The sequence below is a fragment of the Pseudoalteromonas sp. NEC-BIFX-2020_015 genome (assembly GCF_012952265.1).
Lineage (GTDB): Bacteria > Pseudomonadota > Gammaproteobacteria > Enterobacterales > Alteromonadaceae > Pseudoalteromonas > Pseudoalteromonas neustonica.
Genome location: NZ_JABCJL010000017.1, coordinates 23,425 through 45,812, shown reverse-complemented (window position 1 = coordinate 45,812; position 22,388 = coordinate 23,425). Strand labels below are relative to the sequence as shown.

The 22,388-nt window shown below is 39.5% G+C and carries 18 protein-coding genes; 5 read left to right on the top strand and 13 right to left on the bottom strand.

The features are described 5' to 3' along the window. Window positions 1-20: 20 nt before the first annotated feature. Window positions 21-1,484, bottom strand: coding sequence for a dGTPase (gene dgt / locus HH219_RS13575; RefSeq protein ID WP_054203942.1), 1,464 nt, complete (start codon window positions 1,482-1,484; stop codon window positions 21-23). 130 nt (window positions 1,485-1,614) lie between these two features. Here dgt and HH219_RS13570 point away from each other — a divergent pair, with 130 nt between their 5' ends. Both HH219_RS13570 and HH219_RS13565 read left to right on the top strand, forming a co-directional pair. Beyond that, window positions 1,615-2,814: an ectonucleotide pyrophosphatase/phosphodiesterase gene (locus HH219_RS13570; RefSeq protein WP_054452563.1), complete on the top strand. Its 1,200-nt coding sequence runs from the start codon at window positions 1,615-1,617 to the stop codon at window positions 2,812-2,814. 590 nt (window positions 2,815-3,404) lie between these two features. Next, window positions 3,405-4,934: a glycoside hydrolase family 19 protein gene (locus tag HH219_RS13565; RefSeq protein ID WP_169327774.1), complete on the top strand. Its 1,530-nt coding sequence runs from the start codon at window positions 3,405-3,407 to the stop codon at window positions 4,932-4,934. 75 nt (window positions 4,935-5,009) lie between these two features. Here the strand turns inward: HH219_RS13565 and HH219_RS13560 are convergent, their stop codons facing one another. The 8 genes from HH219_RS13560 to HH219_RS13525 form a co-directional block, all read right to left on the bottom strand. Further along, entirely contained in the window at window positions 5,010-5,384 is a 375-nt protein-coding gene (locus tag HH219_RS13560) for a DoxX-like family protein (RefSeq protein WP_054203939.1), read from the bottom strand. A gap of 326 nt (window positions 5,385-5,710) precedes the next feature. Next, the gene (locus tag HH219_RS13555; RefSeq protein WP_169327773.1) at window positions 5,711-7,078 is read right to left on the bottom strand and encodes a DUF3526 domain-containing protein; all 1,368 of its coding nucleotides are present in this window, start codon (window positions 7,076-7,078) and stop codon (window positions 5,711-5,713) included. Then, window positions 7,071-8,510, bottom strand: a complete 1,440-nt coding sequence (locus tag HH219_RS13550; protein WP_054203937.1) for a DUF3526 domain-containing protein — start codon at window positions 8,508-8,510, stop codon at window positions 7,071-7,073. Before HH219_RS13550 ends, HH219_RS13555 begins: the two co-directional genes overlap by 8 nt. A gap of 11 nt (window positions 8,511-8,521) precedes the next feature. Then, window positions 8,522-10,522 carry a TonB-dependent receptor gene (locus HH219_RS13545; RefSeq protein ID WP_169327772.1) on the bottom strand — a complete coding sequence of 667 codons (2,001 nt, stop codon included), beginning with the start codon at window positions 10,520-10,522 and terminating at the stop codon, window positions 8,522-8,524. A 17-nt stretch (window positions 10,523-10,539) separates the two neighbouring features. After that, window positions 10,540-11,301, bottom strand: a complete 762-nt coding sequence (locus tag HH219_RS13540; protein ID WP_169327771.1) for an ATP-binding cassette domain-containing protein — start codon at window positions 11,299-11,301, stop codon at window positions 10,540-10,542. A gap of 167 nt (window positions 11,302-11,468) precedes the next feature. Continuing rightward, entirely contained in the window at window positions 11,469-12,368 is a 900-nt protein-coding gene (locus HH219_RS13535; RefSeq protein WP_169327770.1) for a fused MFS/spermidine synthase, read from the bottom strand. Further along, window positions 12,361-12,981: a fused MFS/spermidine synthase gene (locus tag HH219_RS13530; RefSeq protein WP_169327769.1), complete on the bottom strand. Its 621-nt coding sequence runs from the start codon at window positions 12,979-12,981 to the stop codon at window positions 12,361-12,363. The genes HH219_RS13535 and HH219_RS13530 overlap by 8 nt, the downstream gene beginning before the upstream one ends. 186 nt (window positions 12,982-13,167) lie before the next feature. Next, window positions 13,168-13,668, bottom strand: a complete 501-nt coding sequence (locus HH219_RS13525; RefSeq protein WP_169327768.1) for a lactoylglutathione lyase family protein — start codon at window positions 13,666-13,668, stop codon at window positions 13,168-13,170. A gap of 92 nt (window positions 13,669-13,760) precedes the next feature. Here HH219_RS13525 and HH219_RS13520 point away from each other — a divergent pair, with 92 nt between their 5' ends. The 3 genes from HH219_RS13520 to HH219_RS13510 all read left to right on the top strand — a co-directional run bounded on the left by HH219_RS13520 (window position 13,761) and on the right by HH219_RS13510 (window position 17,465). Further along, on the top strand, window positions 13,761-14,630 hold the full coding sequence (locus HH219_RS13520; protein ID WP_169327767.1) for a LysR family transcriptional regulator: 870 nt from the start codon (window positions 13,761-13,763) through the stop codon (window positions 14,628-14,630). A gap of 147 nt (window positions 14,631-14,777) precedes the next feature. After that, window positions 14,778-16,481, top strand: coding sequence for a DUF3592 domain-containing protein (locus tag HH219_RS13515; RefSeq protein ID WP_169327766.1), 1,704 nt, complete (start codon window positions 14,778-14,780; stop codon window positions 16,479-16,481). A gap of 126 nt (window positions 16,482-16,607) precedes the next feature. Next, window positions 16,608-17,465: an SH3 domain-containing protein gene (locus tag HH219_RS13510; protein ID WP_169327765.1), complete on the top strand. Its 858-nt coding sequence runs from the start codon at window positions 16,608-16,610 to the stop codon at window positions 17,463-17,465. Window positions 17,466-17,482: 17 nt separating this feature from the next. Here HH219_RS13510 and HH219_RS13505 read toward each other — a convergent pair whose 3' ends face one another. The 4 genes from HH219_RS13505 to HH219_RS13490 all read right to left on the bottom strand — a co-directional run bounded on the left by HH219_RS13505 (window position 17,483) and on the right by HH219_RS13490 (window position 21,977). Next, on the bottom strand, window positions 17,483-18,124 hold the full coding sequence (locus tag HH219_RS13505; protein ID WP_169327764.1) for a glutathione S-transferase family protein: 642 nt from the start codon (window positions 18,122-18,124) through the stop codon (window positions 17,483-17,485). Between the two features lie 80 nt (window positions 18,125-18,204). Then, window positions 18,205-18,843 (bottom strand): glutathione S-transferase family protein, encoded by a 639-nt coding sequence (locus HH219_RS13500; protein WP_169327763.1) that lies wholly within the window; start codon window positions 18,841-18,843, stop codon window positions 18,205-18,207. 262 nt (window positions 18,844-19,105) lie between these two features. Beyond that, complete coding sequence (locus HH219_RS13495; RefSeq protein ID WP_169327762.1) at window positions 19,106-20,167, bottom strand: hypothetical protein; 1,062 nt, start codon at window positions 20,165-20,167, stop codon at window positions 19,106-19,108. 298 nt (window positions 20,168-20,465) lie between these two features. Further along, window positions 20,466-21,977, bottom strand: a complete 1,512-nt coding sequence (locus HH219_RS13490) for a DUF3360 family protein (RefSeq protein ID WP_064435562.1) — start codon at window positions 21,975-21,977, stop codon at window positions 20,466-20,468. Window positions 21,978-22,388: the final 411 nt, after the last annotated feature.

The following is a 22,388-nucleotide window of genomic DNA, read 5'->3' as shown; positions in this document are numbered from 1 at the left end:
TTAATCTAGCCACGTATTGCTTATTCTATCACCATCAACGCGCGATACTCATCGTAAGCAAATTGATCAGTCATACCACTAATATAGTCTTGGATAAGCCTACACCTGTAATAAAACTCGTAAGCCAATACATGATCAGGCTCTGCTTGCATTGCGTCAATGGCTTGTGAATAGCTGTTCAAATGCTTTTTAGATAGCTTTTTAAGTAATCTAGTTTCAATTAAAAAGCGTTGGTCGCCTTTAGTAACCCGTTTAAAATCGTCATGGCTTAATTGTAATAACGGCTTATAACAATCAAGTAAGCCATTAATAATGCGATAACCTTGTAACTCAAGTTTTTCAACTTCTTTATGAGAAAAAACATGTTCTAAAGCAACCTGTTTTAGCGTTTTAGTTACCGCATGTAAATGACTTCTATCTTCTAATAGTGCTTGATTGAAATCGCCATGAAATACCGCTTCAATATTGTTTATAAAGCGCTTAGCTGCATAATTTACAAGTGGATGTAACAATGAAACGCGTAAATATATAAAAAACTCACTATTAAAATTATAGGGTTGTTGAGCCGCCTTCTCTAACGCATAATTTACTGCTTTTTCAACCATCAGCTGATGTTCACCATCATTAATAGCAAAGTTTATTAGCGCTTTTTTATAATGTAGCTTGAGTTTTTCGCATAATAACTCAACGCTTATAATGTCTTTCTCAACGGCATCTTCAATATCTGCCAGACAATATGAAATATCATCTGCCGCTTCCATTATGTAACTCGCTGGGTGGCGACACTGTGGGTCTATTTCAAGTTCCTTTTGCAATGATTCTACAAAGTTTTTTTCGCTAAAGTAAAAACCCACTTTTTTCATTAAATAATTTTTGCTCTGAGGAATATCTGCTTTTTGCATTGTGGCGGGACGAGTGTATTTTAATATTCCTGCCGTTTGGCTGTACGTTAAGTTTAGACCAAGCAGTGAATGAACAATACGAATACCTTGTGCATTGCCTTCAAAATTACATACATCTTGCGCTAAGTGCTTAAATATAACACCAATACCTGTGTGCGGATCTGCACAGCGCTGTGGTATCAATGCAGTGAGGTTCTTGTCAAACCAATGATTAATTGCTGCTTCACCAAAATGTCCAAACGGAGGGTTACCAATATCGTGCATCAGGCAAGCCATTTCGACCAAACTTTCCAAGGGGCGCTCTAAATCTATTAAACCAAACTCACGCTGCTGCTGATCGCTTAAGTAATTAAAAATACGCTGCACGATAAAGCGGCCAACTTGTTGTACTTCAAGCGAGTGGGTAAGTCGAGAGCGCACCGCAGCATTGCGCTCTAATGGAAAAACCTGCGTTTTTTGCTGCAACCGACGAATTGCAGCGCTGTTAATGATACGGCCACGGTCGCTTTCAAGCGCAGTTTGTAAATTAGGTGTGGAGCGAACTTCTCGAGCGGGGGTTATTTTTTTAGTAAAATCGATCATAGTAGTTCCTTCTTAAAGTCTTTTTAAATTAACAGCTTTATCCAACAATTCTAAATTAATACGTTATATTTATAAAAAAATATCGTTAAACTCAGCAATTATAAATTTTTTATTACCGAACGGAAAAATTATGAAGTGGCTCATCCATCTCTTGCTATTAACTTTTTTAGCTTTTAGCTCCTTAACTATAAGTGCTAAAACCGACAATACTGTCGTACTTATCTCCCTTGATGGCTTTCGCTGGGATTATATTGAAAAACACAGCGCACCCAATCTAGCAAAAATGGCGGGATCTGGTGTACGTGCGAAAAAAATGCGCCCTGTGTACCCAACTAAAACATTTCCAAATCACTTGTCGATCATAACCGGTTTACTTCCGATTAATCATGGTATTGTTGATAATCGTTTTTGCGATAGTGACCGTAATGACTGCTACAGCATGGGCAAAGGATTAAAAGATAGCACATGGCTCAAAGGCATCCCTCTTTGGAATTTAGCCTCTATGCAAGGGCTAAAATCTGCCACCTATTTTTGGCCAGAGTCGGATGCGCGCTTTAACGGTATGACCCCTGATTACTTCTACCATTATTCAAAACATAGCGATTACCAACAACGTATTGATCAAGTGATTCAGTGGCTAGAGCTACCTAAAGCACAGCGCCCACGCCTTATTGTTAGTTATTTTTCATTGGTCGATAGCATGGGTCATGAATATGGCCCTGATGCAACACAAACCCGAGATGCTGTTCATCAGTTAGATGAGTTAATGGGTCAGCTACAGTCACGTATTGCACAGCTGTCGCTTAATATTAATTTAGTGATTGTTTCTGATCATGGTATGAGTGCGGTTGAACCACAGCAAAGTATTGCCCTAAGCAGCCTACCTAAAGATGAAAACTTTATGGTTAAAAATACTGGCCCACGCGTGCTCTTCTATGCAAATAAAGACAGTAAAGCCGATATTCCAGCTTATAAAGAACGTTTAATGAATGCCGCAAAGGGCCGCTATATTGTGCTAACCGATGCACAGCGTAAGGGATATCATTATCAAAATAATGGCCGTACTGGCGATATTATTTTGCAAACTACCGCTCCACGAGTATTTTCAAATAAAGGTAAAGTAGATTACCTTGGCACCCATGGCTATGCCTACACTGATGATATGGCTGCAACTTTTATTGCTAATGGCCCAGCATTTAAACAAGGCTTATTATTAGATGAAGTCAATAATCTTGATATTTACCCGCTGATAGCCAAAGTCCTCGGAATTAAAATACTCAATAAAATCGATAGTGATGGGACAACCTTGTGGCCTGCGTTAGTAGAGTAAGCCGTTTATTGTTACGTTAAAGCTCTGATAGCGATTTAATCGCGAGAGCTTAGAAAACCCTTTATACCCAAGCCACCTCAAGATGCCGTTTCAGTTGGAGTTAAAAGCGATTTAGGCAAGGCATTGATTGCAAATAATGGTTGTTCCCTTGTTAAAATCAATAACGCAGTATAAATTGCTTTTAAACCAACCCGTTGGGCGTTTCACAGGCGCTTACTCTCATCGTTGTTACTTCTTAAAAGGGGCTACCATTGTTGCAAAGTAACGCCTTGATATTAAACACCTGTGAAACGCTGAAGTCTGCATCTTGAGGTGGCTTGGGTATAGACAGGACATGTTTTATCTTTGTGCTCCCATTGTCGTCTGTTTATGAAATAACCCCGTCTGATTTTTTTTGTTTGCTGCCACCACCATATTTGAATAATACTTGCTGATAACATTACGCGGTGGTTAATCCCTACGTTATAAACTCTTTATAATCCGACAATAAAATAAATTGTAAACTAGGTTAATTGATTGTTACCAGATATTGTGCCTATAATAGCACATAGCTAGGTGATGTATCGTTTAACCCCATTAAGGATTGACCAATGAATATTAAAAAATCTATAACATTGGCTGTGATGACAGCGCTGTCTACTATACCGTGGCAGAGCACCGCAAACGATGTATGGCAACAGTCAATTTCATATACCGCTGGCAGTGAAGTATGCTTTGCAAGCACGCTATACAAAGCACGTTGGTGGGCCAATCCAGGTGAAGAACCAGGCTCATCACAATGGGGGGCATGGGTTGCGAAAGCTGACTCAACTGTATGCGATAATACTGTTTCCCCGCCCGTTGAGCCACCGGTCGATCCCGTAGACCCACCAGTTGAACCAATTGTTCCTCCAGTAGAGCCCATAGTTCCACCGATTCAGCCACCGGCAGAACCGCCAGTGACACCGCCATCAGGTGACCCATACGAAACAGGCGTTACAAAAAATCCCGCTGGCGGTTATTTTATTAACCCTGCATTAGTGACAAACACCGAGCTTGAAAAAACATCTTCGCCATTATTTAGCAAAGTAAAAAATACGATTCGTAAGCTTGATAATGCAAGTGTTGAATCTGTAACCCCACTAAGAGCAGCTAACCCTCGCAATGTTAAGCGCTTAGAAGCGATATTAGATCAAGCCAGTTTTGAGTTTTTATTTGCTCAACGTGCACCTGAATATACCTATCGTAAGTTTTTACAAGCGGTGGCAAAGTTTCCTGCTTTTTGTGATGATTATGATTCAGAGCAACAAGCCGAGGCAGTGTGCCGTAAAGCACTGGCAACTATGTTTGCTCATTTTACCCAAGAAACAGGTGGCCACGATCCGCATTCGGCCATTCCACAATGGCGCCAAGGCTTATACTTTATACGTGAAGCTGGCTGTAGCGAAACCAGCGCAGGTTGTGGTTATAACAACTCATGCGGACCCTCAACATGGCAAGGACAAACATGGCCATGTGGTACTGACGAGCAAGGGTTATATTTAAAATATTTTGGCCGTGGTGCAAAACAATTATCGTACAATTATAATTATGGCCCATTTTCAGACGCGATGTTTGGCGACGTAAATGTACTACTTAATAACCCTGAGTTAGTAGCTGATACGTGGCTTAATTTAGCCTCTGCCGTATTTTTCTTTGTGTATCCCCAGCCACCAAAACCAGACATGATGTCGGTTGTTGACGGCTCATGGGTACCAAATGAAGCAGATATCGCTCGCGGTATTAGCCCAGGTTTTGGTGCTACAATTAATATTATTAATGGCGGTATTGAATGTGGCCACGGCTACGACAAACCACAAGCACTTAACCGTATTGCATATTACGAGCAATTTGCAGCGTACTTAAATGTACCTATTGATAATAATGAAGTGCTCAATTGCAGCAACCAAGACAGCTTTACAAATGATGGCTCAGGTGCGCTTAACATTCATTGGAGCGAGGATTGGAGCTGGAAACAATACCGACCAGATGGTAAAAGCTTTGAATGCAAATTAGTGCCTTATCAAACACCTTATTTTGCCCTAAGTGAAGGTGCTTACAAACGCTGTGTAGAAGAGAAATTTAACGCAACAGTAGAATAACGCAAGATTAAATAACAGCCTTGGCGCATAAGGAGCCGGCTAAGGCTGTTATTACTTGAGCTCAATTTAGGTTACTTATAAACGCTGTTTTGATTTACTCTCCAACAAAATAAAACTTAACCCGATTAATGGTATATTCGTTGTTACTGGGTTAAACGCGCCAACAAGTAATTGTGGCTGTAAAACAATAACAAAAAATAACAACCCAATTAATCCTACAATATTGAGCCAGACGACTGTTCGGTTTTTATAAAACAAAATAAAAATTAAGCCAAATACCAGCTCACCAACACCCGCTGCTTTTGTTATTAAATAAGAAATTTCATCCGAAAAACCAAGACTTGCTGTCATCATTTTTTCAATCGGATCAATGTGTAACAATTTTGGAAATAGTCCATGATAGAGCCAGCTAAACCCTATAATAAATCGGGCAATTTGTGTTAATGACATCTAATAACTCCATATGCTTTTAGTCAGATAATCCCTACTACATTAAATGAGTGTACTGTTATACCCAAGCCACCTCAAGATGCAGTTTCAGTTGGCGTTAAAAGGGACGGACAAAGTAACGCCATGATAGTAAGTTCCTTTGAAACGCTGAATTCTACTTTGAAATTACTCAAACATTGAGCGATGATTATTCATAGCCATCAATTTTTATATCTAAACGGGATGTTAACTGCAGTTGCGGTATGAGAAGAAGGAATTTTTATAGAGTTAAATTATTTAATATAAAGAGTAAATAGCGCAGTACCAACTGCGCTATTTAAATCATGCTATATAACCGTTAAACGTTTAAAACGTGTATTTGCAACCAATAGGCAAAATGCACCTAACGCAAGTAACAACATCACGCCGTAGTGTACGCCTTGCAACTGAGCCGGCTGTATTTGCTGTGAAGGTTTAAATAATGGAAAACGTTCAATGTCTTCGGACGTGATCGCTGTATCATTAAATAAATAAGGGTATATAAACTCTCTAATTTGTTGATGGTAAGCGCTCACCTGCAACAAGTAAGCTCGTTGACCCTGTGCATCACTGCCAGCTAATTGATCAAGCGCTTGTTGATACAATAAATTAGGCGAAAGCCAACTCACTAACGCCAAGCTACTCGCACGGGCTTGTTGTTGAGTTAAATGATCTTGCCAATGCTGATCAACTGCAAGGTCGCTAAGTTGTTGCATCGCATAATACCACTTCCAATGAAAGCGTCCGCTAAACTGTGTTTTTTCGCTGTACTGCGGGTATTGCTCAACAAAGCGTTGCAATGAGTCTTGCATATCTTGATCCCAACCATCATTTAAAATTAAGCGTTGCTCTATGCTGGCTTTTAGTGCGGGCTGCTCATTAAATTGCTGGTTAAGCACAAGATGAATAACACCAGGAATTAACACAGCAAATCCGAGCCACACGCTAATAAATGCCAAGCTATTAAATAAGCCGTTCATATTAAAACTAATGATCAAAGTGGCTACTAAAAACCAAAAAGCACAGTAAACAAGGCTGAGCCCTAGTGCTTGTATAAATAGTCCATCAAACGGTAATGAAAGTAGCATTGCTGCAACTAAAAACAGTAAAACAATGATCCCTGCGACTAAATAAAAACGCAGTAACAAAGCGCGGATAATGCTTTTCACAGCCGCATTACCTGCAAAGGCACTAAGCAATCTAAAACGCCCCGATTGACGCTCATCGCTGAGTAAATTAACGCACAATACACCAATCAAAATTGGCAGCATGTAGGCTAATACGAACCCTAAATCAAAACCGCCAGCACGGTATTTCTCAGGGTTGATCACCTCTTTGTTATAAATTTGCCCCTGTAACGCCAAAGCATTGACTTTCATCGCCGCGAGGCTATTTTGACTTTGCCCTACAAACAAAGCAGCCCAAGGTGAAAGCTGCCATTGAGTAGGTGCTTTTGCGTAATAAGCAAGAGAGCCAATTTCAGGTAGCGACTCACGTGCTTTTATATGCTCTCGCTCTTTATCAAACACCACTTGCGCTATGATTTGATCTTTACGCACCTGTTTGTAACCTTGTGCGCCTAAATAAATCGCTAGTAAAACACTGACAAAAAAGACCAATAAACTTATTTGATTTGCACGCGGTGATAGTAAACGCTTTAATTCAAACTTAAGCATGGATAAATGCCCTCCGTTGCACACTCGGTGTTACAAGCACACCGAGTAATAAAGTAATGACCGCTACAAAAGCCAGTATTGCCGTTAAGCTATTGCTTAATGACCAACTTAAACTTGCTGGCTGATAGTGAAACTCAGGGAAATCTTGCCATAAAGATGCAGATACGCGCTGCTCACGGTCATTATGATGGTCAATCTCTTGTGTGTGTATTGTATTTAAACGTTGAATACGTTCAAAACGATGTTGCTCAGCTTGCTGCTCAAATGAAAAGAAATGTCGGCTATCGGCACCACTTATCGCCATTGATAAATCGCGTACGGCTAAGTAAGGATTAAGCCAATAAAAGTAACCAATAAACTCACGCTGTGCTGCAAATTGATCAAGCTGTGTTTGGTAGTGACGTTGATAAATTTCAGCACTAATTCGCTCACCTTCTTGCATTATTAAGCCACCATAATTAACAGGGAGTTGCTCAATGGTATCAACGCCATATTGAGTTAATATTCGCTGTTTAAACTCATTAAAGTGGGGGTCGTTAGGATTATGGCTATCGCCAACTTTACGAATGTCTGTTTGCACTTTTAACGCCAGCATATTACGGCTTTTATGCGGGTGTAATTGTTGGGCAATATCAGCAAGTGTTCTCGGCGCTAATACTAATAGCACAAACCACACGGTAATTAACGCTGTTAAGCTGTGTTTTGGCATACGGGTTAAACTAGAAACGAGTAAAATGACACAAACCCAAAATAAGCAGTACCCTAAATACAGTAAAAACAACAAGCCAATACGAAGCAGCACTTCAGCACTTAGCACTGCATCAGCCAGCGCACTTATCATTATCGAGGCAATAAATACCGGCAGTAAAAACCCAATACTAAGCAGTAAATAAGCAAATCCCTTACCAAGGAGTAAATGATTAAATTTAACGCCAATGGCCAACAATTGCTTTAAAGTCCCTTTTTGCTGGTCGCCGCTAATGCATGAGAAACCTAATGCTATTAACAGTAACGGCCAAACAAACAGTAATAAATTAGCAACCGAAAGTTCAGAAAAACGCAGCAAGCTTGCCTGGCTATCATTGGCAAAGTTAGCGCTATTTTGTTTATGTGCTTCTAAAAAAACACTGTTACCCACCCAATTATTCACACCAATGTCAAAATAGCTCAACGCGCTGGGCGGGCGAAATGCAAAGTGACCAAAGTGCGCTACTCGGTGCGGGTGGCGATCGGGTTGAGCTAACCATTGCTGCTCTACCATATGTTGTGAGCTAATTTGTAAACTGCTACTTTGTTGGTATTGCTGCCAACTTGTTACCAACGCCACCGCGAGCAGTACTTGCATGAGTGCAAATAACAACCACAATGTGCGATTTTTTACTTTTTGTTTTAGCTCGTGCTTGCACACTTGCCAACTAATAAAATGAGACATAGTAATTCCTTTTAAAATCGATACGACACGCTAAAGTTAATCGCACGCCCATCGGTAGGAGAGTGAATTGTTTCATCACCCACTAAGTAAACATAATCTGAGTAGCTATCAAATAGGTTATTGATCCGCAGCCCAGCATTTCCCCAGCCCAAATCATAATCAAAGGCTAAATCAACTAGTTTATAATCACCGTATTGCTTATCTTGGATAACATTACTGACATAGTAATCACCTTGAAAATGACCAAACAACGACACTTTAAGTTTGTTAACCGGACGGTAGATGATCCCTGCCGTTGCAGTAAATTCAGGCACGCCTAATAACCAATTACCTTTTTGAGCAATTTTTGCTTCACCGGGTTCGACCAATTTTGCTTCTTGACGGGTATACGATGCAAAGCCAGACCACTGCGTATTGATATCAGCGCTCAATGCGAGATCCCAACCTTTACGTTTGGTTTCGCCGATGTTTTCAAACCCACCTGAACCATCCGTTTTTGGCGTTAACTCGTCTTTGGCGTCTTGCTGCCAAACTGATAAGCGCGTATTTAACCAATCAAATAACTGCCATTTTGCACCCGTTTCAAATCCATAGTTTTTAGAGAAATCAAACCCTGAGCTTTGCTCATTTATATAGGCTTTGCTGCCTGTAGGTGCTTGGAAACTCACACCATAATTAGCAAACAGATTTAGTCTATCGGTCATCTCGTAAAGCACATTAAACTTAGGCTGAAGGGTAATACCCTCATCATTTATGGTTTTGTATTGCTCGCTTATGCCATCGAACAAATCACCACTGAAGCCATCAAAGCGTAAGCCACCACTAATGAGTAAACGCTCACCTCTGTACTGTAACTGAGTAAAACCGCCATAATTGTTATAGTCAAAATCCCAATTTCTAAATTGCTTTTGGCGTACTTTCTTTACCGTTACAAAACGTTCATTACTGTTATCTTGCGCTTGATAATCAAGACCCATACTGAGTAACCAAGTAGGGCTAAACGTTGCACTTAATGTAGCTACAGCTCCGTATTGACGATCTTTTTCTAGGCGTTCTTGCTGAGCTGAAGATGCTGTGTACTGTAAATAACGATGACGATCAAATTGTTGTATGTAGCTTTTAACACTCAACTGCCATACAGGGTCAAACGCATGATCTAAATGCATACTTAAATGACGTGTTTGTTTATCGCCACTGTCGTTTTGTGCGTAATCGGCAGATTGAGTGGAGTCACGATGCGCTTCTTGCTCAGTTAGGTAACCCGGGGCATCAGCTTCATAGTCAAAGTAACGTGCAATAACACCAAGCTCTGTATTATTGCTTGGTTGGTAGAACCACTTTCCTGAAAAAGTATGTTTCTCAAGGGCACTATGATCTCGATAGCCTTTAGTATCACGCACGCCTATAAAATAATGCTGAGAAAAACCATTATTTACATCACCAAAATACCCTTGTGCTTCATAGGTATCAAAACTACCAGCCAAAAATTCAACTTCCTTTGCGTCATCACGACGGCTGGTAATATTAATATTACCTGCTAAGTTATGCAGGCCATAACGCGCATCTTGGTTGCCTTTAACCACTTCGATAGACTCCACTTCCATCGGAAATAAAGCATCCATTTCGCCTAAACCAACATGTAAGTTGCTCGGTATGCCATCAATTAACAGTTTGGTATGTGGCATCGACCCTTCACCATTAAAGCCACGCATGGCGACGTCTGTTGATACGACACCTTGATTAAAACGCGAGAAATACACACCAGGTATTTTAGTGAATAAATCCACAGTGATATTTACATGCTCATTTTGTAATTGATCACGATTAACTACATCAACAGAGCCCACTAACTGAACATCTTTAGCGCCATTACTTTGACCATGAACCTCGATCACATCACCAATAAATAATGTTGAATCTTTATTTTGCTCATCATCAGCAAAGGCAATCGTTGAGAAGCTCAAGCAGCTTAATAAAGCAATATTAATTGGCGAAATACGGGTACTACACATGATTGTTATCCTATTTTTTATACGAGTTCAGGTTCTGACGATTTAATATTTTTTGACTGTGCTTGCTGTGGTAATTCATCACCGCTAATAATGTGGTGGTAGTTAGCTTCAAGGTCATCGAGCGAAAGATTTTTATTATCAAGTAAAGTGCGTAGTTGACCCTGCTTCATAATGCCTATTTGTGTTGCGAGACAATGAGCGCAATACAAATCATGGGTAACCATTAAAATTGCGGCGCCGCGCTGAGCAAGTAAATCAATAATTTTAATAAATTCACGCGTGGCACTTGGATCAAGCCCTGATGTCGGCTCATCAAGCAGTAGTACTTTGGCTTTACGTAAAATAGCAAATGCAATACCCACCTTTTGGCGCATACCTTTTGAGTAGCTGCTTAGAGGGTTTTTCCATGCATTTTGTTGCAAACCTGTTTGGGTAAGCGCCGCTGCAATTTCTTCATTTGTGGTCGATTGCTTTGTAAGTGAGGCGAGGTAGTGCAGATTTTCTATTGCATCAAACTCTTCGAATAAATTTACTTGCTCTGGTAAATAAACTAATTTTTGCTTACTTTTTTCAGGCTCTAATTGCACATCAATACTATCGATTGTCATGCGCCCGGAGTCAGGTTCAATAAAGTTTAACAGTAAATTTAAAGTGGTACTTTTACCTGCACCGTTTGCACCTAATAAACACGTAACTTGCCCTGCAGGTACAGATAAACATAAATCATTTAGTGCGTGGTTATCGCCGAACGATTTACTTAAATGGCTAATTTCAATCATTACATAATCCCTATTGCATTATTTTGATATAACATAACTTTTGTTATGTTATATCAAAATCACATTTTCAACAATAAGAGTTATTCTCAAATTAGATTTAAGCAAAAGAGGCTCGCTAAGCTAAGGTCATTACCTCAGCATAAAGAGCCTCTTAACCCAAATTATGGTTAGAAATTAAGTAAATTGGCGGGTGAATATTGATCCGTGAGTACTTTTGTATCACTTGGCCAGTCTTGGTTGTTTTTAGTTGAGCGCATGCCTTTGCTCACAGCATCAATATCTATACTATATGGGGCTAATAACGGCGCTAATTTTTTTACTCGCTCAGTAAGGTGTTCTTTAGTCGGGGCTTTGTTAAACCCGGCTAAAATGATCCGATTACTCTTTTTAGCCGTCGTTACATTAATAAAATCACCAAATACCGCATGATATGTAGCAGACTCATGTTCGTATAATTTGCTTGATGAAAAGGTATTAGCCGCAACAATTCCTCCCTCAGCTAAAACACTTTTTATCTCTTCAAAAAACTCTTTTGTGAGTAAATGCTCAGGAATGTAGTCGCCATTAAAGGCGTCAAGAATGATCCAATCAAACGTTTGTTTTTTAAGTGCCGCACGTTTTATAAAAATACGGCCATCTTGCACCTTTGAAGTTACTTTTTCGCTTTCTTTAAAATCAAAATAATCCCGCGCAACTTTTATCACTGCAGGGTCAATTTCAACATTTTCTATTGTCGCTTGTGGGTAAAGCTCATGAATTACATTTGATAATGTACCGCCGCCGAGGCCGATAATTAACACATTTTTTGGGTTATCGATCATCAATAAGCTGGCAAACGTTAATTTCGTATAGTTAAACACCAACTTTTTCGGTTTGCTTTTATACATACAACTTTGGCTACTTTGACGTGTTTTTTCGTCAAATTTTAAGCAACGTAAATCACCTGTTTCTTCCACTAAAATATTACGATAAAGCGAGCGCTCACTGTGAATAACCTTTGCAATACTCACATTTGAAAATAATGTTACACCAACAAGTAGCAAACAACGAACCGTTAGCTTACGCATAGACAGGCTCCTTTATTATTAACTTATCAAATGCAATAGCGAATAACCCAAGGCAACCAATAAATGAAGCAAATCCAATGATAATGGCATTAACGTCAAATGCTAACACCATATAAAATGAAGTAATAATTGTGCCCAACGCACTGCCTAATGTGCTAACAAAGTACAAACCGCCAGCCACTTGACCACTGTGCTCACTGTCGGTGACCAATAAGCGAACGGAGTAGGGCGAGATCATACCTAAAATAATCGTGGGAATAAAAAACAGCGCTGTTGATGCTAACAACGAGCCATAGCGGCTATCTTCAACGTGCGTAAAAATAAACGCCATAATTGGTTGAGCAAACAATGCGATAGGAAGTACGGCAATACTGGCGAGTAAAAAGATTAAGCCGTATTTTGTTAAAGAGGGTCGTTTAATCGATAACTTACCACCAAGCAAATAGCCAAACGATAAGCTCAGCATAAATACTGTAATAATACTGCCCCAAATATGCACACTACTACCAAAAAAAGGCGCTAAAATTCGTCCCCCTAGAAGCTCAATTCCCATGATACTAAAGCCGCTACTAAAGGCTAAAAAATAGATAAGTCCATTGGTTTTATTTAACATTCATTTTAGTTCTTGTTGTTTAATGTTTAAACCATCTTAACGTGATGAAGAGCCATAGGCTAGCCTTAACCGATTAATTTATGTGCTGTAAACCCCATTTACAGCACAACATTAAAAGCCCATACATTTTAATAGTGCAGGGCGTATTTCACCAAAAACAAGCGAAGAAGTGCTGATGGAAAAACCCTAGTAAGCACCTTCGCTATAAATTAACTCATAGCTGTGGCTGTAAATTTCTAAAATATTACCGAATGGGTCTTCCATATAAATCATGCGATAAGGCTTTTCGCCGGGATAATAATAACGCGGCTCTTGCATGCGTTTTTTACCACCTGCGGCAACAATACGATCGGCAAGCTCTTCGAGATGTGGGTCTTGTACGCAAAAATGGAAAATGCCGGTTTTCCAATATTCAAAATTATCTGCGGGGTTTTCTTGGTTTTTAAATTCAAATAACTCCACACCAATTCTGTCACCTGTAGATAAATGAGCGATTTTAAATTTTTGCCAATTTGCACCAAATACATCGGTACACATTTGACCAATTGCGCTGCTATCTTCAACAATTTCAGTGGGCTTCATAATTAAATACCAACCTAATACTTGGGTATAAAACTCAACGGCTTTATCAAGGTCAGGAACCGAAATACCAATGTGCGAAAAATTACGTGGATAAACGTGACTCATAATACTGCTCCTCTTTGTGTATAAAGTCAGTTTACGAAGCAGTTACCATCAAGTAAAATTATCATTCAACATCAAAATAAGTACAATTTGTAATGATTAATCCAATTTGGCTAAATACGTTTTGCACACTTGTTGAAGTAGGGCACTTTACCCGCACCAGCGAGCGACTTTTTATGACTCAATCTGGTGTGAGTCAACATATTAAAAAGCTGGAGCAACAGGTTAATAGCGCTTTATTAGAGCGCCACGGTAAACAGTTTACGTTAACCCCTAAAGGACAAAATTTATATCAAAAAGGGAATCGCCTTCTTAAGCAATGGCAATTTTTAGAACAAGAACTACACCACGACTCGCCATTTAGTGGTGCAGTTAAAATTCAGTCTCCGGGCAGTTGTGGGCTTAAATTTTATAATCTGCTGCTTGGTTTACAGTCACGTTATGAAACATTAACGATAGATTATCGGTTTGCCCCTAATCACAGTGTGGAACAGGCTGTAGCAAATCATAATGCTGATTTAGGTTTTTTAACCCAAGCTCCGACATTAAACGAAGTAACAAGTCATAAAATCACTCAAGAAGCACTTTTGCTGATTACGCCAGTCAACTACAACACGCCTGACTGGCAAACCTTGTGCAAACTAGGCTTTATTGCCCACCCAGATGCCAACCATCATGCTCAGCTATTATTGAGCGAAAACTACCCTGAGTTTGAGCATATTGAGCAAATAAAGCGCACTGGGTTTTCTAATCAAATAAGTTTAATACTCGAACCCGTTAGCCTAGGTTTAGGTTTTACAGTGCTGCCTGCTCATGCCGTTGGTGCATTTAATAAACCTGAACTTATAAAAACACATCACTTAGTTAAGCCAATAAGCGAATCTATTTATATATGTCATCATCGTAATCGTCCGCTAGCAAAACGCATGCATACAGTTATCGAAGTAATTAAAGCGAGTTTATAAAAGCTGTGAATATACCCAAATTGCTCTGCTGCGATAAAGCAATGACAATAAATTTGTATATTCATTGCATAAAAATGTTAAGTTTTAACAAAGTAAAGTGGTTATTTGACGAACAAACTCGTATTAAAAATAATAATAAGGACATTTATGAAAAGAAGTGGTGCGTTATTTGGTGGTGTGTTTTTTTTAGCTGGGTTTGCTGTTTTTTATTTTACGGTGTTATCGCCTGTAATTGACGCAGCTAAAATGCAATTTTGGCATGTGGCACAAGCACAATTAATCAGTGCTGATGTGTCCAGCTTTGAATCACGTGATAATGAAGGCCATTACACCACATTGTATAAGCTTGATATGCAATATAAATATCAAGTCGATGGACAAGAGTACATCGGTTATCGGCCTCAGGTTAACAACCAGAGTAACAGTGACAGTAGCCGCGCATATTCACTCCTTGGTCAAGCCCGAACCGAGCAAAACTCATCTGGCGGGTTAATGATTTGGTATAACCCAAATGACGTTAGTGAATCCGTATATGATCGCTCTTTAAGTGTTAAGTTCCTGCTGCTTATGTCACTTTTTAGCGGTATATTTATGGCTGTAGGCATAGGTGTTTTTATTTATACCGGCTCTCAATCAGCACAGCCGCTAACAAACGTCGATGAAAAAAAACCATGGACGACCCGAACACAATGGGCGTCACCCGTTATTTATTCTGGTGCTAAAAAAAGTGTTAAATATGCTTGGTACTTTGCGCTTTTAGGCTGCTTATTTAGCGGGGCATTTTCTGTAGGCTTATATGGCGGCAATACATTCACTACGGTGCTTGCTGCATTGTTCTTAGTTTTACCTTTGTGGTTAATTATTCGGGCAAGAAAAATTCAAAAACAATGGTTACATTTTAAAGAAGTGCCATTGACCATTAATCCTTACCCAGGTGTGATTGGCGGCAAAGTGAAAGGCAGCTTAACTATTCCCGGTCAAACAAGTACAGCCACGACGTTTACAGCAACATTAAAATGCACCGAACATTTAACCAAACGCAGTGGCACTGAAAGCAAATCGAGTCGCTGTATCGTTTTTTCAGTAGAAAAAGACCTTACACCTAGAACAAGCGCTAAAGGCGCAGGCCTTGATTTTAGTTTTGATGTACCCCCAGGACAGCCTCAATCAAGCATGCCAAGTAAGCGCTACCATGAGTGGGCATTGATTATTCAAGGCGAGATTGATGGACATAGTTTTGACCGTGAATATATCATCCCCGTATTTGTGACAGCGCAAAGTGTATCGGTAGAGCAAGAATTAAAAAATCAGCCATTAACGCCAACCGAACAATCAGCAATGCATGCGCGCTTAACGATTGATGAAGATACCACGACACAAGCACTGACCCTGCAAACGCCAGGCGCTAAAGAGTGCCTGTTTATTATAGCCCTAGGGGCGATATTTTTTATTGTTGGGGTGTTAATTGCAACTTTAAATGGCTCTTTTTTTGGTATTGTATTCTCCGCGATGAGCTGCCTATTTTTAGCTTTAGGCATTTGGGGCTACGGGCGAAACTGCAAAATTAAAGTCAGCAGAAATAGCTTGCAACTGGATGTTTACTTCTTCTCTAAGCATGTACAAGCATTATCATTTACAGCGTCTGAGATAAAAGATATTGACGCTTTTGTATCATCAAAAGTCCAAACCAGCGGCAAACAATCCAGTGAGAAGTTTTCACTGCACTTGATAACACACTCAAACAAAACGATTAACCTAGGCGGAGATTTCAAAACAATGAAAAATGCCTTACACCTGAAACAAAAAATAGAACGCATTTTAGGCTGTCGCTTTGCTAAAAATAGCGACTAGTACCAATAAATCAGCATGGCTTTAATTAAACGAATAGAAACCTCCCTCCAGATAGCTTAATTGGCTGATCTGGCGGGAGTAAATGGGTAAACTACCTCCCCATTTAAGCAATACCCACAACATACTATGACAAAAATTACGCTACTGACTTTTACTTATACATTGCTCCACTCTTTTAGCGCTCACAGTAACCAAATGTACAATCTTGATGGTTTAACTGAAATACAGTCCGCATCAGGTTATTTACCAGCCATTGTGCAGCAGAACGTAAATGTAAGAACATCCCCAAACAGAAGTAGCAATAAACTGGGTTTGTTAGCGGGTGGAACGACTGTGCAGGCTGAGTTTTTATTAGATTCTAATTGGGCTAAAGTTTACTTTGATAACCAAAATGCATATATACATAAGTCAGCACTGATAAAGCAACAATACAAAGCTGATATACACTACTCAATTAAAAGTAATGAAAGCGCTGTATTCTCGATGTCAGGATGGCATTACCCACACTTACCTGGCAGTTACTTCCTAAATTATCAAAGTAACAAATTTGGACACGCGAGCTTTGGACCATTAGCGGGCAGTGGTATCTCAGAGATTGATACCAAATTATTTAAAATCAAACACCCTGATACTAACGCCTACTTAATAACAACCCATATATCTGGGAGTCGAAGCTACTATACTTCTTATTTAGCAATTGTGAATAAGCTCAAGCTGACTATTTTTCAACTTCCAACCCACACCACAACTGATCAAATAAACTATAGCATTGAAGACGGGCGTCTAGCATTTGCTGGTAAGTCATTTCATTCTTGCTGTGATTACGATGCTTTAACAGCCAACATAAATCTCGATACCTTAAGTTATACCGCAACCCAGCAAACTTACACACTAAATGACAACGGTGAAACAAAGGCTCCTGCACCTGAAAATATACCACTGACCATTAATGAAATTAAATTAGCAAAATCAACAGGTTTATAATGTAATTCAAACGGGCGCTAATAATCTTCGCGCCCTTTTAGCTCACTAAAATCGCTCATTATCCATTTTTTATAACCTGCTCTGGTTTTTAAATGCATGTGCCATTTTTCAACATGTGGCGGTAAAGTGAACGTTAATCCCTGTGATATTAAACGGTAAATTATCGCGCCAACACAAATATCAGCAAGAGTAATTTTTGGTCCTGCCAAATAAGTAGATTGTCTAAGCTGTTGCTCAACAAGTGCTAAACAGTTATTACACGCCAGTAAATCTTGATTTACTTTATCCATACAACGTTTACTCGCAGGGGTGCGATAATACCCCCAAAAAGTGCCCATAAAAGCTGGCTGAAACGTCACTTGTGACCAGTCCAACCAGCGCTCATACAAAGAGCGCTCAAAAGAGGAGAGAGAATACCAATCATCGGCCCCATAACTAGCTGCTAAGTAGCGCAGTATAGTGTGCGACTCCCAAACGATATTACCACCATCGATTAACACCGGTACTTTTTTCATTGGATTTAATACTACAAACTCAGTGCTATCAAGACCCCCAAAACGCCCGCCCACTTCAATGTGTTCATAATCCAAAGCAAGCTCATCAAGAAACCATAAAACTTTTTGCACATTAAAAGAGGTTGTTCTACCATAAATTTTCATCAAACATCCTTTTGCTTTTAAATAACCTAAATATTGGCTAAGAGGTTTAGCTGCATATTAATTTATTATCCAAGTTCAGGTTAAACATAATCAGCAAGGCTTAAGCCTTCTTTTTTACAGACCTTAATTATTGCATCTCGTTTAGCTAAGCGGCGTAAATAAAGGCCAAGGTGCTTAAAAGCAAGCGGTGGCTGTTTAAATTCATCCGCCCATATGGCGAGCATAAATAAATAAAAGTCACACACTGTAAGTTGCTCGCCAACCAAAAATTTTTTATCTGCCAGCTCTGTATCCAAGAGCCCAAGCATGGCCGTTATTCGGCTTTCTTGAGTAGCAGTAATATTTGCAATTGCATCAACGTTATTAGTATGGTTTTGCGGATAAAAATGCACCATAAGTTCAGCTTGCAGGGTGTTTGTTAGATACATGATCCATTGTAAAAATAGCGCGCGTTCTGGTTCACCAACTTGAGGGATTAATTTATTCTTTGGATTTGATTCAGCTAAATGAATACAGATTGCAGCGCTTTCAAATAGCACGCTTCCATCATCAACTAAAGTAGGTATTCGCCCAGCAGGGTTTAAGGCTAAATAGTTTTTTGCTTTGTGCGCATTGGTTTTTCGATCAACCAGCACGAGTTCAAAATCGGCGTTGAGTTCTTCAAGTACAAAGTGAGGGGCCATACTGGCGTTCAGCGGGTAGTAAAAGAGTTTATACATGAAAAATGGCATCCATTCGCTGTTATTTTTAGGCAGCTAATTTTACCTTAAAAATGTACAAGAAGGCTATTTAAACAGCTAATTGTGTTTAGCCAAAATACCATCATGATGTAACTCAGTTACCGCTAAAAATATTAAACCAAAAACGCAGCAACGTCGTGTCTCTAGTAATTTTGATAGCCATATATTTTATATGGCTACAGCCTAAAAATGAATGTTAGACCTCTCATTTTGAACACCTACAACGAGCCATATACCAACACTAACTTTTATCATCGTAGATATAATCGCATGGGCGATACCACGTTAATCGCTCCGATGCGAGCGCCGAAATAATGCCATTAACAAAGCTTTGACCGCCGCCAATGGGGTTATATATACCTATGACCCTTGGTGTAATATGCATTTTATCATCATAGAGCAACGCTTTTATTGAACCAAGAGACAAAATAGAGTTTTGCACTGTTGTTCTATTTAATTCACTTGGCAACGGTAAATTAGCCGAAACTAGCTCTCCTGTAGCCCCGAGCGTTTGCACCACTAAAGTACCCGTTAAGTTGCCACTTTGTGCCTCAGCCGCTATTGCCGGCAATCCAGATAAATTAACTTTTCCATTTAATACATTAATAGTGGCTGTTAACCTTAGCCCTACACCTACATAAACGGGTAGGTTAACGACTTCATAGCCTTTCATTAATAGTTTTTCAGCTTGATCAATCCGCTGTTTTACGACTTTTTGATTTAGCTCAGATGATTTATTTTCCACAAACTGAATCGGCGGTTTATTAAAGAGGCTAACTGTTGGGTTTGGCTCTACACTGTATTTTGAAATAACCCGCATAGGAATATCTTCAAATAATTTTACCTGCTTATATGTTTCATATTTTGGCAGGGTGTATTTACCACCCCACCATTTAGTCTCAGGGATTTGACCTGATATTTCACGCTTAACTAAAAAACTGCCTTTTACTGTATCAGTATTCGCATAATCTATAATAACTTGGTATGACTTACCCTCAAACCCAACTGTTGATGGGCCAAAGCTCAGCCCACCATTAGCTGTAAATTCTGCTACAGCGAGGCGTACGGTTTGATCAGGAAATGCATGCCTTAAATCACGTAATACAGGTTGCCTAATTGATTTAAATAATTTTTCTTCTTCGCTAGGTGAGCAACTTGCCCCTAGTAACGTTTGCACAGGGAGAGGGTCAAAAGGAATATAACTATAGGATGTTTGCGTTTCAGCCAACGTTGCAGGTGTGTTAGTGGTCAAATTACAACCAGCGATAATTAGCGAGCTTAAGATTAGTGTAGCTGTTTTCATGGGCAGTCTCCGTTGCCAAGTAAAACCTAACTAACAGCTCAATAGCTAGGGCGGGTTACAAAATAAAAAATAGATGAAGATTAAAAAATAAACAGTAAGAAATTTCCTAAATTTGCTATGAAATAACTCATACTATGGCTGCTTAGTAGGCAGCTGTATGCACATGAATAACCCTAAACTTAGGTTTTTAAAATGAATTTACAGGTGGGATTATAAAAAGGGAATTATCATAACTACGAATTAAAAAGCGGTAAGCGCACATTGATGCACTTACCGCTATAAATTTAACCAAGTAACGCTACTGCCTAAAACTAGGCATTAAAGCAGGGATCCCCGGTAATAAGCCAACCAATGCCATTACACCCGTTAATACTACAAACATAATTAATGGGATGATCCAACGACTCATAGGCGTTAATTCAGAGCTTCTTTCCTTACAGCCTATCAAACCTAAGTTATCCAGTAGCATGGTCAATGACCAACCAAACGCAGGGTTGACCAAGGTTGATGCAAATACCACGATAGCGGCTGATTGTGTTGTTTTGCCAACACGGGTCATTTCCATGCCCGCTTCAAGTAATGGTATGAAAACCCCCACTATGAGTGCAATACACAGTACCGGTTGCCAAATAGCAAGATCCATCGGATAACCCCATAACCCTGCAACAATACAAAACAGAGCGGTTAAAATAGCCCCCGCTGGTATTGGGCGCTTTGCAATAGCCGCAGGGACAATGTATGTGCCCCACGACGAGGTAAAATTAGAGCCCCCTAAAAGTGAGCCAAATGTTTGCCTTACCGAGGCGCTAAGCATGGTATCGTCAATGTTCATTTGAACTTTTTCAGTACGTTGCGGATAGCTAATTTTTTGAAACACTTGATGCCCTAAAAAATCAGGAGACCACATAGCAACAGCAAGAATTGCAAATGGCAATACCACTATAAAGCTTTCAAGTGTAGGTAAACCGAGCATCCAACCAGTATTTTCACCCCACCAATACATAGGGTTCATGTTAGGTAAGCCCGGTGCTGTTTTAAATTCAAACGGTGCGCCTAATGCAAATGCCGTTAACCCACCTAATAGGCAACTAAGCGGGACTGCTAACCAGCGCTTTTTAAAGTGCTCTAATAACGCGTACAGTAAAATAGTTGCCAAAATAACGATGAAAGCAATATGGGTCATTTGAATTTCTTCCGCCCAAGCAAACAATTTTTTTACTTGTGAAATAGTGCCAATAAAACCTAAATAAAGTAATAACCCGCCACATACGCCTTTACTGGTGAGTCGAGCAAGTAAGCTCCCTCCTTTACTAAAAGCAAGGATCAACCCAAACGCACCAATGAGTAAGCCAAATGCCATTGGGTGTCCTCCCGCCGCAACGACGATTGGAATTAATGGAATTAGCGGCCCGTGTGTTCCCGCTAAATTGGCTGTAGGTAAAATAAAACCGGAAAACAAAATAATAAAGAAAGAAACAATCAGTAGCTCATAGCGTACGTTTTCTAAAATAAATGCGTCACTTAACCCGAGTTGACCAGCAAACGTAGCTGCAATTGCACCAACCATAACAACTTTACCTATTGTGCCTGCCATTGCTGGAATAGTGTCTTCAAATTCGAAGCGGTAATCTCTAAAAGGTAAATTAGGACGCCAGCGTTTTGGCTGCATAATTTGCAGTTCATGTTCGAGATATTCATCTCGGCTTTCAAATTCAGAACTAGGTTTGTGAAGATTTTCATAGCTATCGGTAACTGCTTTTTCACCCGGTCTCTTTTTCGCTTGAGCCTCATCGTGTGGCGTTGTGTTCATGGCTTCTCCTGCAACATAGTTGCTTACTCAAAATAAAAATACAGCTTTGTTTAAAGCAAATAAATATTGAGGTTGCAGAGTAAATCAGGCAGCAGATAATTGCGATTAGGCAAAAGGTCTTGCATGGTGAGCTTTTTGTTATTGAAAACATTTAATTTGAGGTTTTAAAATCTAAATAAAATTTAAAAATATTGTTTTAAATCAATTTACTATTATTAAACAAATGAATTAACACTTAAGTGTAAGTGATTATTTTACAAGCTAAAAACGTGTAATATCTTAGGTATACGCCTTTAGTCTAATAAAATCGCGAATTGCCCAGCTCAAATACAGTAAACGGTTTTGTTAACTGCCCTGATATAGTATCCTCACAGTGGTTTTACTTAAGTGCCCACTGGCTCTACGTAGCCA